Source organism: Methylobacterium sp. Leaf125, from assembly GCF_001423085.1.
GTDB lineage: Bacteria > Pseudomonadota > Alphaproteobacteria > Rhizobiales > Beijerinckiaceae > Methylobacterium.
The window spans coordinates 170,978-187,716 of sequence record NZ_LMNU01000034.1 but is presented as its reverse complement, the minus strand read 5'-3'; the positions used below and the strand labels follow the sequence as shown (position 1 = coordinate 187,716).

General features: G+C 67.1%; 16 protein-coding genes. 13 read left to right on the top strand and 3 right to left on the bottom strand.

Annotation, left to right across the window (positions count from 1 at the left end; genetic code table 11):
- Positions 1-21 precede the first annotated feature (21 nt).
- Positions 22-2,181, bottom strand: coding sequence for an ATP-binding protein (locus ASF58_RS19350; protein WP_280137565.1), 2,160 nt, complete (start codon positions 2,179-2,181; stop codon positions 22-24).
- Positions 2,182-3,383: 1,202 nt separating this feature from the next.
- On the opposite strand from ASF58_RS19350, the gene petA reads away from it, so the two are divergent.
- The 11 genes from petA to coaA all read left to right on the top strand — a co-directional run bounded on the left by petA (position 3,384) and on the right by coaA (position 12,088).
- A complete protein-coding gene (petA, locus tag ASF58_RS19340; RefSeq protein ID WP_055956265.1) occupies positions 3,384-3,959 on the top strand; it encodes a ubiquinol-cytochrome c reductase iron-sulfur subunit in 576 nt (191 codons plus the stop codon).
- 33 nt (positions 3,960-3,992) lie between these two features.
- Positions 3,993-5,279, top strand: a complete 1,287-nt coding sequence (locus ASF58_RS19335) for a cytochrome b N-terminal domain-containing protein (RefSeq protein ID WP_055956262.1) — start codon at positions 3,993-3,995, stop codon at positions 5,277-5,279.
- 22 nt (positions 5,280-5,301) lie between these two features.
- On the top strand, positions 5,302-6,192 hold the full coding sequence (locus tag ASF58_RS19330; RefSeq protein WP_055956259.1) for a cytochrome c1: 891 nt from the start codon (positions 5,302-5,304) through the stop codon (positions 6,190-6,192).
- A 102-nt stretch (positions 6,193-6,294) separates the two neighbouring features.
- Positions 6,295-7,170, top strand: coding sequence for an S-methyl-5'-thioadenosine phosphorylase (locus tag ASF58_RS19325; RefSeq protein WP_055956256.1), 876 nt, complete (start codon positions 6,295-6,297; stop codon positions 7,168-7,170).
- A gap of 97 nt (positions 7,171-7,267) precedes the next feature.
- Positions 7,268-7,870 carry an imidazoleglycerol-phosphate dehydratase HisB gene (gene hisB, locus ASF58_RS19320; protein ID WP_055956253.1) on the top strand — a complete coding sequence of 201 codons (603 nt, stop codon included), beginning with the start codon at positions 7,268-7,270 and terminating at the stop codon, positions 7,868-7,870.
- A gap of 37 nt (positions 7,871-7,907) precedes the next feature.
- On the top strand, positions 7,908-8,393 hold the full coding sequence (locus ASF58_RS19315) for a DUF2628 domain-containing protein (protein WP_055956250.1): 486 nt from the start codon (positions 7,908-7,910) through the stop codon (positions 8,391-8,393).
- Positions 8,390-9,052 carry an imidazole glycerol phosphate synthase subunit HisH gene (gene hisH / locus ASF58_RS19310; RefSeq protein ID WP_055956247.1) on the top strand — a complete coding sequence of 221 codons (663 nt, stop codon included), beginning with the start codon at positions 8,390-8,392 and terminating at the stop codon, positions 9,050-9,052. The genes ASF58_RS19315 and hisH overlap by 4 nt, the downstream gene beginning before the upstream one ends.
- A gap of 48 nt (positions 9,053-9,100) precedes the next feature.
- Positions 9,101-9,859 carry a 1-(5-phosphoribosyl)-5-[(5-phosphoribosylamino)methylideneamino]imidazole-4-carboxamide isomerase gene (gene hisA, locus ASF58_RS19305; protein ID WP_055956246.1) on the top strand — a complete coding sequence of 253 codons (759 nt, stop codon included), beginning with the start codon at positions 9,101-9,103 and terminating at the stop codon, positions 9,857-9,859.
- 17 nt (positions 9,860-9,876) lie between these two features.
- Entirely contained in the window at positions 9,877-10,653 is a 777-nt protein-coding gene (gene hisF / locus ASF58_RS19300; protein WP_055956242.1) for an imidazole glycerol phosphate synthase subunit HisF, read from the top strand.
- Positions 10,654-10,745: 92 nt separating this feature from the next.
- Positions 10,746-11,069 carry a phosphoribosyl-ATP diphosphatase gene (locus tag ASF58_RS19295; RefSeq protein ID WP_055956239.1) on the top strand — a complete coding sequence of 108 codons (324 nt, stop codon included), beginning with the start codon at positions 10,746-10,748 and terminating at the stop codon, positions 11,067-11,069.
- 20 nt (positions 11,070-11,089) lie between these two features.
- On the top strand, positions 11,090-12,088 hold the full coding sequence (gene coaA / locus ASF58_RS19290; RefSeq protein ID WP_055956579.1) for a type I pantothenate kinase: 999 nt from the start codon (positions 11,090-11,092) through the stop codon (positions 12,086-12,088).
- 20 nt (positions 12,089-12,108) lie between these two features.
- Here coaA and thpR read toward each other — a convergent pair whose 3' ends face one another.
- The gene (gene thpR / locus ASF58_RS19285; protein ID WP_055956236.1) at positions 12,109-12,648 is read right to left on the bottom strand and encodes an RNA 2',3'-cyclic phosphodiesterase; all 540 of its coding nucleotides are present in this window, start codon (positions 12,646-12,648) and stop codon (positions 12,109-12,111) included.
- Between the two features lie 4 nt (positions 12,649-12,652).
- Entirely contained in the window at positions 12,653-13,282 is a 630-nt protein-coding gene (locus ASF58_RS19280; RefSeq protein WP_055956576.1) for an arylesterase, read from the bottom strand.
- Between the two features lie 161 nt (positions 13,283-13,443).
- Here ASF58_RS19280 and ASF58_RS19275 point away from each other — a divergent pair, with 161 nt between their 5' ends.
- Both ASF58_RS19275 and ASF58_RS19270 read left to right on the top strand, forming a co-directional pair.
- Positions 13,444-14,157, top strand: coding sequence for an ABC transporter ATP-binding protein (locus ASF58_RS19275; RefSeq protein WP_055956234.1), 714 nt, complete (start codon positions 13,444-13,446; stop codon positions 14,155-14,157).
- A gap of 4 nt (positions 14,158-14,161) precedes the next feature.
- Positions 14,162-16,738: an ABC transporter permease gene (locus tag ASF58_RS19270; RefSeq protein WP_055956231.1), complete on the top strand. Its 2,577-nt coding sequence runs from the start codon at positions 14,162-14,164 to the stop codon at positions 16,736-16,738.
- The last annotated feature ends 1 nt before the right edge of the window (position 16,739 follow it).

Sequence of the window (16,739 nt, the reverse complement as noted above, 5' to 3'; positions counted from 1 at the left end):
CGCGTTCGGACGCCTCGCCCCTCACGGGGCGGGGCGTTCCTCCGTGGAGAGGGGCCTCTCCTCACCGTCGGCTGGTCCGATCCGCACGGCGAGGCGCTCCAGGGTGGCAAACAGCACTGGCCACTCGATCGGCTTCGCGACATGCGCGTCCATGCCGGCGGCGCGGCACCGCTCCATCTCCTCGGGCATCGCATTGGCGGTCAGCGCAATGATCGGCATGGGAGAAGACCCCTGTCGCCGCTCCCGGGCCCGGATCACCTGAGTCGCCGCGAGACCGTCCAGTCCCGGCATCTGAACGTCCATCAGGATGAGGTCGGGGTGTTCGGCGGCGAAGGCCGCCGTCACCGCCTGCTCTCCGTCATCCACCACCGTAACGGTGTGACCCTTGTGGCGCAGCACCGTTCCGATGATCTCCTGGTTGATCGAATTGTCTTCCGCCAGCAGGATGCGCCAGCGCTGCGGCGATGGTCGGCCGAGGGTGGCGAGCCGTGCGCGTCCGGTCTCGTTCTCCGTCTCAGCGAGCCGCAGCGGCACCTCGAACCAGAAGGTGGAGCCCTCGCCGACCTGGCTCCGGGCGCCGATCTCACCGCCCATCAGGTGCACCAGACGCTTGCAGATGGTGAGACCGAGACCGGTTCCGCCGTAACGGCGCGAGATCGATCCGTCCGCTTGCGCAAAGCGCTCGAACAGGTGGGGCAGGGCATCCTCCGGAATGCCGATCCCCGTATCCGCGAGTTCGATCCGCAAGGCCGAACGGCGCCGCGAACCGATGTCCGAAGCCGGCTTCCAGGCTGCCCGCATGGTGACGGAGCCGTGCGGCGTGAACTTGATGGCGTTGGTGATCAGATTGAGGATGACCTGGCGCAATCGGGTCGGATCGCCCAGGACCCAGTCCGGGACGTCCGGTCCGATCTCGGTCACGATGCGAACCTCGCGGCCCTGTGCGATCTCGACACTGAGTTCCCGACAGCCCTCGATCAGCCGGACCAGGCTGAAGGGGAGCGACTCGATCACGAGGCGGCCTGCTTCCATCTTCGAAACATCGAGGATGTCGTTCACGATGGTCAGGAGCGAGCGCCCGGCTTCCTGTGCGAGACCGACGAGGCGTGCCTGATTCTGGTTGAGGCTGGCATCGCCCCGCAGAAGATCGTGCACACCGAGGATGCCCGCCAGCGGCGTCCGCAGCTCGTGGCTCATGGTGGCCAGGAATTCCGCCTTCGCGCGCACGGCGGCTTCGGCTTCGATACGGGCGCTGTGCAGGTCGGCTTCCTGTCTCTGCCGCTGCGTCACGTCGCGGATCGCCTGGATGACCTGGGTCTCGCCCTGGGCCTGAATTCGCCGAAAGGCGGCCTCGACCCAAAGGTCCTGGCCGGAACGGTGCCGCATCCGGTAGATCACCGATCCGGTCGGCTGCTCGGGACCGAGCGCGTGCAGAATGGCCGTGAGGTTTGCGATGTCTTCCCGGTGCACGAGGGTCCGCAGACCCATGCGGTTGGCCTCTTCCACCGTGTAGCCGAGCATGCTCGTCACCGCCGGCGAGATGTAGAGGTGGCGCCCGCTGGCATCGTCGAGGACGATGAGATCTGAGGTGTAATCGGCCAGCAGGCGATAACGCGCTTCGCTTTCCCGCAGGCGCTCGTCCGCGGCACGCTGCGGGTTGGAATGCGCCTGAACCGGGGCCAAGGACGCCTCAGCTGGCCCGTCATCTGCTCGGGCTCGTCTTGAGACGTGTTCGACAGAGGGCTGGTCGGGATCGGTGTCGAGCTCCTCCGGTCCCTGAAGGACCGCCGATCCGGCTTCGGTGGTGAGATGATCGGGCCTCGGTGGCGCAGTGTCCTCTACCGTCGAAGGCCCGAGGTCGCGCAGGCTGACCAGAACGCGTCGGATCGCGTTTGTGCCTCTCGCCCGTAGCGGGATGAAGGTCGCTTCGAACGCGTTTTCCACGCCTGTGCGCGCGGACTTGATCTGGATACGGAGGCTCGCACCCGCCGCGGCTGCCTGCTCGACGCCGCGCTGTAACAGAGACCCTTCCCTTGCAGGCAGCAGATCGCCGAATGGGCAACCGAGGGCGCCGGCACTGCCGTGGTGAATACGCGCCGCCGCGTTCCAGGCCGCGAGCCGCATGCCTCCATCGGGTCCGACCGCGACGATGAACTGCGGGTCTGGAGCCGCTTCGAACATGTCGCGCAGCAGATCGGCATCGATCAGCCCCCGCTCCACCGTGTCACGTCCTCCGCGCAGGAGCACCCCTGTCATGTGTACGATCGTCCGAAGCCCTAGGAGTACTGCCTTCACGCCGCATCTCCCACTTGCGCCGTTCGATGCCGCGACCGGGCCCGGCTTACATTATCCGCCAAACGCATGCCTGCGGCTCCTGCCAAGATCGTTGGCTGGCCGGCTGCCGTGTTCAAGCCTGTGGCGCACGGATCAGCGGCAATCGAAACCGGCCTCGTGGCTTCCGACACGGTGAGGAAAAACGGACGCACGGGGCTGCGGAGGAACAGGGCGATCCACGGTGCAGGTGTCGCAATCAACGCGTCGTTGTGCTCGAGGGGCGTCCTCATATCAGTCCTGGCGGTGGTTCGGACCCTGTACCGGCGGATCGGGCTCGCTGGTACGGTCAATTTCGCCTCGTCCGGGCTCGCTTCGCGTTTGATCGCGATGCTGCTCGGGCCGGGCCCGCCGCCGACCCGCAAACGTGGCATGGGCCGCAAGGATGGGAATGCCGGGGCGAAGACGATGCGAAGCCAGCACGGCCGGTCGGAGCTGCGCATCGGGGGGCATCGGACCTTTCGGCTCTTCTGCCATGACCGAACATCGTGACAGAGCGGTCGAGCGAGTCAGGCCGCGATACTCTATCCGATCGATTGCGCCCAGGCAGCAAAAGGTAGGGGATCGGCGGACGTCATGCAACCAAAGCGGGTATGGCTGCAAGTGACGTCGGATCCGGGGCCGGCTCTGGCCGTCCTGGACGTCTCGTGGTCGAAACGTCGCCGCGCTTGATCACGGATCAGGCGAGACCCGCAATCCGCGCGATCGGCAATATTTTTCGCGCCAAACCCCGCGGGATCCTAATGTCGATCCCCCCGGCATACGCATGGCCCCAGGCAAGATTCGACCCTGTCTGCCCGTGTGCGCATGTCTTCTGTGGTCTTCCTGCGCCACCCCCGCGACGGGGTCGTTCCACGGATAGAAACCGCGCATTCTGAAAGGCTTCGCGCCTTGACTTCGGGTGACGCGGGGTCGCATTGCACAATCATGTGGGATGGTGCTTCCGTCCCGCCGGGATGACATTCCTTTGAAAGCCTCTAAGGTCCCGGCCGGCCCTGACCGTAGGGTTGGGATCAGGGTCGCCCGGCGCAATCATGCTTGGAGTTTGACACTTGGCGAACACGGCAGCCGATCCCGACAGCTCCCACGGCGCGCCGGACGGCACGCGTCGCGACTTCATGTTCCTCGCGACGGGTGCGGGACTGGCCGTCGGAGCCGGTGCCCTGGCCTGGCCCTTCGTCGCCTCAATGGCGCCCGACGCCGAGACCATCGCGGCCGGGGCACCCCTGGAAGTCGACCTGACGCCAATCCAGGAAGGCCAGATCGTTAATGTGTTCTGGCGCGGCAAGCTGATCTTCGTGCGCAGTCGCTCTGAGAAGGAGATCAAGGAAGCGTCCGAGGTGAATCTTTCCGATCTCATCGATCCGCAGCCCGACTCGGCTCGCGTCAAGCAGGGCCATGCCAAGTGGCTCGTCGTCTACGGTAACTGCACGCATCTCGGCTGCGTGCCGATCGGCCATCAGGGACAGTACGAGGGCTGGTCTTGCCCCTGTCACGGCTCCCTCTACGACACGTCGGGCCGGGTGCGCCGGGGTCCCGCCCCGACGAATCTGCCGATCCCTCCTTACGTCTTCGAGTCGGACTCCAAGATTCGGATCGGCGAGGAGGGCGGCAAGGCCGTCGCCTGACACCTTGAAACAGGATTTGGAGCGGGTCGCCTCATGAGCGGACACGGCAATACCTACGTTCCCAAGAGCGCCTTGGCGAAGTGGTTCGAATCGCGCCTGCCCCTGATCGGGCTGGTGCATTCGTCCTTCGTTTCTTTCCCGGTGCCCCGGAACCTCAACTACTTCTGGACCTTTGGCGCGATTCTCATCGCCATGCTGGTGTCGCAGATCGTCACCGGCATCTGGCTGGCGATGCACTATGACCCGTCCGCCGCTAACGCGTTCAACTCCGTCGAGCACATCATGCGCGACGTGAACTACGGCTGGCTGCTGCGCTACATGCACGCCAACGGCGCATCGATGTTCTTCGTAGCGGTCTACGTCCACATCTTCCGGGCACTGTACTATGGATCGTACAAGGCTCCGCGCGAGGTGCTCTACATTCTCGGCGTGATCATCTACCTCCTGATGATGGCGACTGCTTTTCTCGGTTACACCCTGCCGTGGGGCCAGATGAGCTTCTGGGGTGCTACCGTCATCACCAACATCCTGGCCGCGATCCCCGTGGTCGGTGACACGATCCAGAGCCTGCTCTGGGGCGGCTACTCGGTCGGTAATCCGACCCTGAACCGCTTCTTCTCGCTGCACTACCTCCTGCCGTTCATGATCACGGGCGTCGTGGTCCTGCACGTCTGGGCGCTGCATGTGACGGGCCAGAACAACCCGGCCGGTATCCCGATCAAGTCGGGGAAGGACGCGGTCGCCTTCACGCCCTACGCAACGATCAAGGACGTCTTCGCCTCGGTCGTGTTCTTCGCCTTCTTCGCCTACTGGATCTTCTACCAGCCGAATTATCTGGGTCATGCTGACAACTACGTGCCGGCCAACCCGGCAGTGACGCCCGCCCACATCGTTCCGGAATGGTACTTCCTGCCGTTCTACGCGATCCTGCGTGCGGTGCCCGACAAGCTCGGCGGCGTCATCCTGATGTTCAGCGCGGTGCTGATCCTGGCGCTGGCGCCCTGGCTCGATACGTCCCGGGTTCGTTCGTGCAACTACCGTCCGATCTACCGCCAGTTCTTCTGGCTCTTCGTGGTGGTGTGCATCGTACTCGGCTGGCTCGGTGCTAAGCCGCCGGAGGGTGGCTACGTCATCGCCGCTCGGATCTGCACGGCCTACTACTTCCTGCACTTCCTTCTCGTGATGCCGCTCGTCGGGCTGTTCGAGACGCCGAAGGCTCTTCCGGGCTCGATCCTCGAGACGGTGACGGGTCCGGGCAAGCAGGTGGGCGGGTCAGGGATGCCGGTTGGCGCTGCGGCCGCACCATCGTCCAAGGGTTGAGGGCAGGGGACTTTTGAGAACCATGAAAACGACCCGCGTCCTCGCCGCGTCCCTGCTCGCGGCTGTCATGAGCGTCACCGCCGCGTCGGCGGATGAAGGCACGCCCCATCCGCCCCAAGAAAAGTGGAGCTTCGCCGGCACCTTCGGCCGCTTCGACCAGGCCCAGCTCCAGCGCGGCTTCCAAGTCTACAAGGAGGTCTGCTCGAGCTGCCACAGCATGAGCTTGGTGCGCTTCCGCAATCTCTCGGAGGAGGGTGGCCCCGGCTTCACCACCGGCCAGGTCAAGGAGCTCGCCGCCCAGTACAAGGTGAAGGAGCAGAACGATGCCGGCGAGGACGTCGACCGTCCCGCCCGTGCCGCCGATGCCTTCCCGTCGCCCTTCCCGAATGAGAAGGCGGCCGCTGCTGCCAACGGCGGCAAGGCCCCGCCCGACTTCTCTGTGCTCGCGAAGGCCCGAACCTACGAGCGCGGCTTCCCGTGGTTCGTGTTCGACGCGATGCCGTTCATCGGCTTCTCCGAGCAGGGCGTCGATTACATCCACGCCCTCCTGAACGGCTACGAGGATGCACCGGACGGCAAGGAGATCCCGGCCGGGACCTACTACAATAAGTACTATGCCGGGCACCTGATCGCGATGCCGAAACCCATCAGCGATGGTCAGGTCACTTACGCCAAGAACGACAAGGGCGAGCCGGTCGTACCCGAGACAGTGGACCAGTATTCCCGGGACGTGGCGGCGTTCATGGCGTGGGCGGCCGAGCCGCACATGATGGCACGCAAGGCCCTCGGCCTGCGGGTCATCCTGTTCCTGCTCGTGCTGTCCGGGCTGCTCTACTACGTGAAGAAGAAGATCTGGGCGAAGGTCGGCGGCGAGGTGCATGGCCTCCAGCCCGAGCTTCACAAGACCTACTGAGTCGGTTCGGGCGGTCCCCGTCGGACCGCCCGCCCTTCGTTGACACGATCCGCGCCGGCGTCCCAATGAGGGGCGACCGGCGCGAATGTTATGGAGACAACGATGACGGCAGCGGTGCTCGGCGTGATGGGCGGGTCCGGGGTCTACGACCTTCCCGGGCTGGAGGATGTCCGCGAGGAGCGGATCGCGTCCCCCTGGGGTGAGCCCTCCGACGCCCTCCGCATCGGCCGAATCGGCGACACCAAAGTCGTGTTCCTGGCCCGCCACGGCCGCGGGCACCGCTTCTCGCCGTCGGGCATCAATTACCGCGCGAATATCGACGTGCTGAAGCGAGCCGGTGTCACCGACCTCGTCTCGCTCTCGGCCTGCGGTTCGTTCAAGGCCGAGCTGCATCCCGGGCTCTTCGTGCTCGTCGATCAGTTCGTCGACCGTACCCACGGCCGCGCCGGTTCGTTCTTCGGCAATGGCTGCGTGGCGCACGTCTCCCTGGCGCATCCTGTCGGTCCGGCGCTGCAAGCGCGCATCGCGGCGGCGGCGCAGGCGGAGGATATCGCGATTCATCGCGACGGAACCTACGTCTGCATGGAGGGACCGCAATTCTCCAGCTATGCTGAGTCCACCACCTACAAGGCGTTGGGCTACGACGTGATCGGGATGACCAACATGCCCGAGGCCAAGCTCGCCCGCGAAGCCGAGATCACCTATGCGACGATTGCGATGGTGACCGACTTCGACTGTTGGCACCCGACCCACGATGCCGTCGACGTGGCGGCCGTGGTGGCGGTGGCGCGTGCCAATGCCGATAAGGCCGCGCGCCTCGTTGCTCGCCTCGCCCGCGATTTCCCGGCCGAGCGCGAGCCGTGCCCCGTCGGTACGGAACGCGCGCTTGACGGCGCCATCATGACCGCTCCGGCACAGCGCGACCCGGCTCTTCTCGCCAAGCTCGACGCAGTGGCGGGCCGGGTCCTGAACCGCTGAGTCGCCGGGAGCGCCGGTGAATTCGGCGCCATCCGCCCTTTCCGCGACCCGGTCTTCCCTCTAGAAGGCGGGCTCGTCCCCGAACCGGAACCGAACCGTGACCCAAGAGGCCAACCGCGCCGCCCGCATCAGCCGCAAGACGGTGGAGACCGACGTGCAGGTCGCCCTCGACCTCGACGGGACGGGTCGGGCCCAGGTCTCGACGGGTGTCGGCTTTTTCGACCACATGCTCGAGCTGTTCGCGCGTCACGCGCTGTTCGACCTCGACGTGGCGGTGACGGGTGATCTTCATGTCGATCACCATCATACGGTGGAAGATACGGGCATCGCGCTGGGACAAGCCTTCGCCCAGGCTTTGGCGGACAAGCGCGGCATCGGCCGCTATGCCGACATCCACCTGCCGATGGACGAAACCCTGACGCGAGTTGCCATCGACATCTCGGGTCGGCCGTTCCTCGTGTTCCGGACCCAGTTTCGGGTCGAAAAGATCGGACAGTTCGATACGGAACTGGTTCGCGAGTGGTTCCAGGCTTTCGCCATGAACGCCGGCATCACGCTGCATGTCGAGACGCTCTACGGTGAGAATGCTCACCATATTGCGGAGAGCTGCTTCAAGGGCCTGGCCCGCGCCTTGCGGCGGGCGGTGTCGATCGATCCCCGCGAGGGAGGCCGCGTTCCCTCGACCAAGGGATCGCTCTGATCCGCCCGTCGGATCGACTGGGAGGATGCGAGACGTGATGCGCACCTATACCTTGCACCCCGCGCGCGGGGCCCATGTCGGCGAGGCTCACGGTCTCGAGCGGGCACACCTCGTGCCGGACGCCTTCTCCTGGGCGGCCTTCGCATTCGGACCGCTCTGGTTCTTCTTCCACCGACTTTGGCTCGCCGGCCTTGGGGTCCTGGCCCTGCTGGCCGTGGTGGCGTTCGGGGGGCGGTTCCTCGGGCTGACGCCGATTGCCGGTTTCGTCATCACCCTTCTCGTGTCGCTCCTGATCGGCCTGGAGGCTTCGTCCCTCCGCCGATGGACCTATGCCCGGGCGGGGAGTCCGGTGCGGGACGCCGTGACGGCTGGAAACGCCGAGGAAGCCGAAATGAAGGCGGCAGCGCGCTGGCTGGATGGCGCCCCCATGGGGCGCAGCGGACCGGCACTCCATGCCGGTCTGTCGGTGCCACCGAGTGACCTTGCCATCGGCATGTTCCCGTTCAGCGAGGGTCGGCGGTGAGCGCTGAGACCGTCGCGATCATCGATTACGGCTCGGGCAATCTGCATTCCGCCGCCAAGGCGTTCGAGCGGGCGGCGCGGGAGGCAGGGCTCGACGAGACCCGCATCGTGCTGACGAGCGAGGCCGACACGGTGGCCCAGGCCGACCGGGTGGTTCTGCCCGGGGTCGGCGCCTACGCCGATTGTCGGCGCGGCCTCGACGCCGTACCTTGCATGGTCGAGGCGATGACCCACGCGGCGCACGTGCGCGGTCGTCCTTTCCTGGGAATTTGCGTCGGCATGCAGCTCCTGGCGACGCGTGGCCTCGAGCACGAGACCACGGCCGGCCTTGGCTGGATTCCGGGCGATGTCGGTCCGATCCAACCGACCGATCCCGGCCTCAAGGTGCCCCACATGGGTTGGAATACGCTCGCGATCGACCGGCCGCACGCTTTGCTGGGTGACATTCCGACGGGCGATGGCGGCCTGCACGCCTACTTCGTGCACAGTTACGCACTGTCGCCGGAGCGAATGGAGGATCGCGTCGCTCACAGCGACTACGGCGGAGCGGTCACCGCGATGGTGGCGCGCGACAACGTTGCCGGCACCCAGTTCCATCCGGAGAAGAGCCAGCGGCTCGGGCTCGCACTGCTCGCGAACTTCCTGCGCTGGCGTCCCTGAGGCGCAGTCCCCACCTTCGAACCGTCCCACCCGAAAGCGAACCCGCGCGTGATCCTGTTTCCGGCCATCGATCTCAAGGAAGGACGCTGTGTCCGCCTCGTTCAGGGCGACATGGCCCAGGCCATCGTGTTCAGCGACGATCCTGCCGCCCAGGCCGCGGTCTTCGACGAGCAGGGGTTTTCCTGGTTGCACGTGGTCGATCTCGATGGCGCCTTCGCGGGCGCGCCGATGAATGCCGACGCCGTCGATGCGATCTTGGCGCGGACCAAGCTCCCGGTGCAGCTCGGCGGCGGCATCCGTGAGATGCGAACCCTGGAAGCCTGGCTCGCCAAGGGCGTCAGCCGCGTGATCATCGGGACCGCCGCCGTTCGCGACCCGGCCTTCGTGCGGGAGGCGGCCCGCCTCTACCCCGGCAAGATCGCCGTCGGCATCGACGCCAAGGACGGGCGGGTCGCGGTCGAGGGCTGGGCCACCACATCCAGCATGACGGCCGAGGAACTCGGCCGCCGGTTCGAGGATGCCGGAGTCGCGGCCATCATCTACACCGACATCGCCCGGGACGGCATCCTGAAGGGTCTCAACATCGAGATGACCCTGGGTCTCGCGCGCGCCGTGACGATTCCCGTGATCGCCTCCGGCGGTCTCGCCTCGATCGAGGACGTTCACCGCATCCTGGAGCCGGATTGCGCGCTCCTGGCCGGCGCCATCACGGGCCGGGCCCTCTACGACGGGCGGATCGACCCGCGCGAGGCCCTGGCGGCCATCCGGCGCGCCACCGGTACACCCGACGCCGCGCCGGCGGCCTGACAAATCCGAGGCCGCGCGTGCTCAAGACCCGCATCATCCCCTGTCTCGACGTCAAGGACGGTCGCGTCGTGAAGGGCGTCCAGTTCCTGGAGCTGCGCGATGCCGGCGATCCCGTGGAGGCGGCCAAAGCCTACGATGCGGCTGGTGCCGACGAGCTCTGCTTCCTCGACATTACCGCGAGCCACGAAGATCGCGGCACGCTCCTCGATGTGGTCAGCCGCACGGCGGAAGCCTGCTTCATGCCGCTCACCGTCGGCGGTGGCATCCGCACGGTGGCGGACATCCGCACCCTCCTGTTGGCCGGCGCCGACAAGGTCTCCATCAACACCGCGGCCGTCAACGATCCCGATTTCGTTGCTCGCGGCGCGGAGAAGTTCGGCAGTCAGTGCATCGTCGTCGCCATCGACGCCAAGCGGACCTCCGGTCCCGGCGAGGCGCTTGAATGGCAGATCTTCACCCATGGCGGGCGCAAGCCCACCGGCATCGACGCCATCGCCTTCGCCCGCACCGTCACGGCCCGCGGCGCCGGCGAATTGCTCGTGACGTCGATGGATCGGGACGGGATGCGCTCCGGCTACGATATCGGCCTGACGCGAGCCATCTCAGATGCCGTCTCGGTGCCGGTCATCGCTTCGGGCGGTGTCGGCGGCCTGGACGACCTCGTAGCGGGAGTCCGCGAAGGCGGTGCCAGCGCGGTTCTGGCAGCCTCGATCTTCCATTTCGGGCAGCACACGGTATCCGAGGCCAAGGCCCACATGGCCGCGGCCGGTCTCTCCATGCGCCTCGATCTCTGAGGCCGACCTTCGCAGCCCTTGCGTCATGATCCATCGTGCCGCACGCTTGGTTGCACGGCATGATAAGCCCGGTTCGCCGGGACCAGGATTGTATGACTCAGTTCACCCTCAGCGATCTCGAAGCCCTTGTCGCGGATCGTGCGGCAGCGTCTCCCGAGACCTCCTACACCGCAAAGCTCCTGGCCGGCGGCCCGGCTAGACCCGCCAAGAAGCTCGGTGAAGAAGCCGTCGAGGCGGCGATCGCCGCCGTGCAAGGCGACCGGGCAGGCCTCATCGGTGAAGCGGCAGACGTGCTGTACCATCTCATGGTCGTGCTACGGGGCGGCGGTGTGACCCTGCACGAGGTGATGGCGGAGCTCGAGCGGCGCACGGTGCAGAGCGGGATCGCCGAGAAGGCCTCTCGGAGCCCCGCGTGAACGCCGAATCGCCCTTCACGATGCCGCCCGTGGGGTCCGTGCGCCCGACGGGCCAGGATCCGGTCACCGGCCAGGGCTCCGAGCGACTCTCGCCCTACCGCTTGTTCACCCGCGAGGAATGGGCTCAGCTGCGGGCCGATACGCCCCTGACCCTGGCGGCGGAGGAGGTGGCACGCCTGCAATCCCTCAACGATCCGATCTCTGTCGAAGAGGTGGAGGCGATCTACCTGCCGCTCTCGCGGCTGCTCTCCCTCTACGTCGCAGCGACCCAAGGGCTGTTCAAGGCAACGCAACGCTTCCTTCTCGCCGAGCACGAGACCAAGGTGCCCTATATCATCGGCCTTGCCGGATCGGTGGCCGTTGGCAAATCGACCTCCGCCCGCGTGCTCGCCGCCCTGCTGGCGCGCTGGCCCAACACCCCGAAGGTCGACCTGATCACCACCGATGGCTTTCTGCTGCCCAATGCCGAGCTCAAGCGGATGGGCGCGATGGAGCGCAAGGGCTTTCCCGAGAGCTACGACACCGCCGCGCTGTTGCGTTTCCTCACCGATATCAAGGCCGGCAAGAAGCGTGTCGCGGCACCGCTCTACTCCCACCTCGTCTATGATGTGGTGCAGGGCGAGGAGCGGATCATCGAATCGCCCGATATCCTCATCGTCGAAGGCTTGAACGTCCTGCAGCCGGCACGCCTGCCGCGCGACGGCACCGCGATTCCGTTCGTCTCGGATTTCTTCGACTTCTCGATCTACCTCGACGGTCACGAGGACGACCTGCACCGCTGGTACGTCAATCGTTTCCTGCGCCTGCGCCAGACCGCCTTCCGCGATCCGCTTTCCTACTTCCGCAAGTATGCCGAGGTGACGGAATCCGAGGCGATCGAGATCGCCGATACGCTCTGGACGACCATCAACCTGCCGAACCTGCGCGACAACATTCTGCCGACCCGGCAGCGGGCCAGCCTGATCCTCGCCAAGGGCGCTAGCCACCGCATCGAGTCAGTGGCATTGCGCCGCCTCTGACCGCTCCGCGGGTCTGCCTTCTACCCGAGCGGGTAGGCTGCCTCGATGACGTAGGGACCGCCACCCTTCGATTCCCGTGCCGAGAACAGCGCCACACGCTCGGCCATGAAGGTGAGCGGTTCGAACAGACCGCGCTCGCCGAGATAGGCGGCCACGTCCTCCGATCTGGCCTCGCGTCGCAGGCGTGCGAGCGTGACGTGTGGCGTGAATTTACGACGTTCTGGCTCCGCACCCGCTTGCCGGGCCAAGCGCTCCTGCTCCGCTTGTAGGTCGACCAGTTCCGGAGCCGGCATCACCGTGGCCAGGATCGCGCGCGGCTTGTCGCCACCGAAGCTCGCCAAGCCGTCGAGGGTTACGGGAAAGGGGGTTCGCGCGCGCGCCTCGATCAGCCGCTCATGCAGCGCCTCAGCGACTTCGATCTCGACATCCCCGAGGAAGCGCAGGGTGATGTGATAGTCCGAAGGCTCGATCCAGCGGCTCCCGCGCAGGGCTCCGCGCTTCAGGGCCAGCGCCTGCGCGATATCGGGGGGAATCTCGATGCCGGTGAACAGGCGCGGCACGGGTTCAGCGCGCCTGCGGCTTGATGCGGTCGAGAAAGGTCTCGACGGTCGGCAAGATGCCGGCCACAATGGTCTCCACGCCGCGGGTGTTCGGATGCAAACCGTCGTCCAGGTGAGCCTGCCGGTCGCCGATGATGCCGTCGAGGAAGAACGGGTAGAGGACGAGATCGTAGCGCTTGGCCAGATCCGGGTAAATTGCGTCGAAGCGCGTTGCGTAGTCCGGTCCCAGGTTGGGGGAGGCCTTCATCCCCGCGAGAAGCACCGGGATGCCGCGTGCCTTGAGGCGCGCAATCATCGCATCGAGAGCCTTGCGAGTCACAGACGGGTCGGTGCCGCGCAGCATGTCGTTGGCGCCGAGTTCGAGGATGACGCCGTCTGTTCCGTCCGGGATCGACCAGTCGAGGCGATCGAGGCCGCCCGTGGTGGTGTCGCCCGAGACCCCGGCATTCGCCACCGTAACCGCGCGTCCGCGGGCCTTCAGGGCCCGTTCCAGTACCGTCGGGAAGGCCGCATTCGTGGGGAGGCGATACCCAGCGGTCAGGCTGTCGCCGAAGGCGACCAGCTTCACCGGCGACGCGTCCGGTGTCGCGTTCGACGGAAGGGTGCCGAGTCCCAGTGCGGCAAAGAGCGTCATCAGAGCGACGAGGCCGAGGCCGGCATGGTGCACTGCCCTCTTGCGGACCATATCGGTGAGGCGTGAGACTCCACACAGACCCATTCGATCACAACCCCGACCCTTGCATCCACCTTGCCGGCGGTCACGTTGACGCCAACTGCTCACAGATCGGTCGCCCGTTGAAGTCCGACAACCCCTCCGCGCCGACGGCGCAGACCATCGCTCTCTCCGATATCGACCTCAGCCTCGGTCGCGGGGCCGCTCGCGTCCATGTCCTGCGCGGCATTTCTCTCGATGTGGCGCCGGGCGAGGCGGTGGGGCTTGTCGGTCCCTCCGGCTCCGGCAAATCGACGCTGCTGATGGTCATGGCGGGCCTGGAGCGGCCCGATTCCGGGCGCATCGTCGTCGAGGGCACCGATCTCGGAAGTCTCGACGAGGATGCCTTGGCGCGCTTCCGCGGGCGCCGCATCGGTATCGTGTTCCAGGCTTTTCATCTCGTCCCGACGATGACCGCCCTGGAGAACGTGGCGCTGCCCCTCGAACTCGCCGACCAGCCCGATGCGCACCGCCGGGCACAGGTCGAACTGGAGGCGGTCGGCCTCGGCCACCGCCTGCATCACTATCCGGCCCAGCTCTCGGGCGGCGAGCAGCAGCGCGTCGCCATTGCGCGGGCTATCGCACCGGATCCCGCAATTCTGGTGGCCGACGAGCCGACGGGCAACTTGGATGAGGCGACCGGCCGTCAGATCGTCGACCTGCTCTTCGCCCTGAAGCGCGACCGCGGCGCGACCCTCGTCCTCGTCACGCACGACCCCGGGCTCGCACGCCTCTGCGATCGCACGGTTCGGCTCCGCTCCGGCCGGGTGGAAGCACCGGTGCCGGTCCAGGCCTGATCCGATGCATGGCACCCTTCCCAAGCCGAGCGCACGTTCCTCACGTTGGCGTGTTCCGCTCACCCTGCGCCTCGCGCTTCGCGAATTGCGCGGCGGCCTGGCGGGCTTCACCGTGTTCCTCGCCTGTATCGCCCTCGGCGTCGCGGCCATCGCCGGCGTCGCCTCGATCTCGCGCTCGCTCACCGATGGTCTCGGGCGGGAGGGCGCGCGCATCCTCGGCGGCGATCTCACCTACAGCCTGATCAACCGGGAGGCGACGCCCCAGGAGCGCGCGGCCCTCGACGCCCAAGGGCGCGTCTCTGTGGTGACCACGCTCCGTGCGATGGCCGTTGCCGGCGAGACCGGTGCGGCCCTGGTCGAGCTGAAGGCGGTGGGCGCCGACTACCCCACCACCGGCGAACTCGTCACCGATCCCGCCGAACCCCTGGCCGATCTCCTGTCCGAACGCGAAGGCGCTGCCGGCGCGGTAGCGGATCCGGCCCTGCTCACCCGCCTCGATCTGAAGGTCGGGGACCGGATCACCATTGCGGGCAAGCCGTTCGTCATCCGCGCCACCCTGGTGTCGGAGCCCGATCGCATCGCCAACGGCATCGGCTTCGGCCCTCGGGTGCTGATCACGCACGAGGCGCTGGCCGCCTCGGGCCTGATCCGGCCGGGCAGCCTCAACCGCTGGAGCTACCGCCTGCAGATCCCCGGTGCCGGAGATGCCGGCCTTGAGACGCGCGCCGCCGCCATCGCCAAGGCCGCGCCGGATGCGGGCTGGGAGATGCGGGCGCGCACCAACGCCGATCCGCGCTTCGCCAAGAGCATCGAGCGCTTCACGCAGTTCCTGACCCTCGTCGGCCTCACAGCATTGATCGTCGGCGGCGTCGGGGTCGCCAACGCGGTAGCGGCCTTCGTCGAGCGAAAGCGCGGCTCCATCGCCACCCTGAAGAGTGTCGGCGCGCCGGGTGGGCAGGTGGTGGTCCTCTACCTCACCCAGGTCCTCCTGATCGCAGGCCTCGGGATCGCGATCGGCCTCGCAGTGGGGGCGCTCCTGCCCTTCGGCCTCGACGCCCTGTTCCACGATGCCCTGCCGCTGCCGCTGAATCCGACTATCGCGCCCGGCGAGCTGGCCCTTGCAGCGGCTTACGGCTTCCTGACGGCGCTCGCCTTCGCCATCCTGCCCCTGGGGCGCGCCCATGACATCCCCGTCTCGGGCCTGTTCCGAGACGTGGTCGATCCGGGCTCCGCCCGCACTCGTCTGCGTTATCGCCTGATCCTGGCGGCCGCCCTCGCGGGATTGGTCGGGCTGGCGCTGGTCACCGCCTTCGACCGGCGCCTGGCGCTCATCTTCATCGTCGCCGCCGGACTCGCCTTCGGGCTGCTGCGCCTCGTCGCCCTCGGCCTCATGGCGGTGGCGCGACGCCTCCCGCGTCCACGCATGGCGGCCCCCCGCATGGCCCTGGCGAACCTGCATCGGCCAGGGGCGCTCACCCCCGCGATCGTCCTCTCCCTCGGCCTGGGCGTGACCTTGCTCGTCACGCTGAGCCTCATCGACGCCAATGTGCGGCGAACCTTGACGAATTCCCTGCCCGCCAAGGCGCCGAACCTGTTCTTCCTCGACATCCCCTCGAGCGACGCGGATGCTTTCCATTCCTTCCTCGGCGGGCTTTCGCCGGGCGCAAAAATCGAGCGCGTTCCGATGATGCGCGGGCGGATCACGGCCCTGAACGGCGTTCCGGCCGGCGAGATCAAGGCGCCCGAGGATGCCGCCTGGGTGCTCGATGGCGACCGCGGCATCACCTATGCCGACGACCTCCCGGAAGGCTCATCGTTGGTTTCCGGTCACTGGTGGACCGCCGAGGAAGCACGGACGCCGCTCGTGTCCTTCGATGCCGAACTGGCGGGTAAGCTGAACCTCGCCGTCGGCAGCAGCGTGAGCGTCAATGTCCTGGGGCGGACGCTGACGGCCAGGATCGCCAACCTGCGCAAGGTCGAGTGGCGCTCACTCGGCATCAACTTCGTCATGGTGTTCTCGCCTGGGACCTTCCGGGGGGCGCCGCATTCCGATCTGGCGACCCTGACCCTGCCGAACGGCCCCGACGCCAAGGCCGAAGCCGCGATCCTTCGGGACGTGGCCCGGACCTACCCGTCGGTCACCAGCGTGCGGGTGAAGGAGGCGCTCGAGGCCGTGAGCGACATCGTCTCCAAGCTGGTCCTGGCCATTCGGGGCGCCAGCGGCATCGCCGTGGTGGCGAGCCTGTTCGTGCTGGCTGGAGCACTCGCCGCCGGTCACCGCGCCCGGCTCTACGACGCGGTCGTGCTCAAGACCCTGGGCGCGACGCGGGGTCGGCTGCTGGCCGCCTACACCCTGGAATACGGCGCCCTCGGCCTCGCCACGGCGATCTTCGGGCTCGCCGCCGGGACCCTCGCGGCCTGGGTCATCGTCACCCGGGTGATGAAGCTCGACTTCACCCTCGACCTGTCGGGGGCGATCCTGGCGGCGGGCCTCGCGGTCGCCTTCGCCATCATCCTGGGCCTCGCCGGAACCTGGCGCATCCTCGGCCAGAAGCCGGCGCCGTATCTGCGGCAGTTCTGAG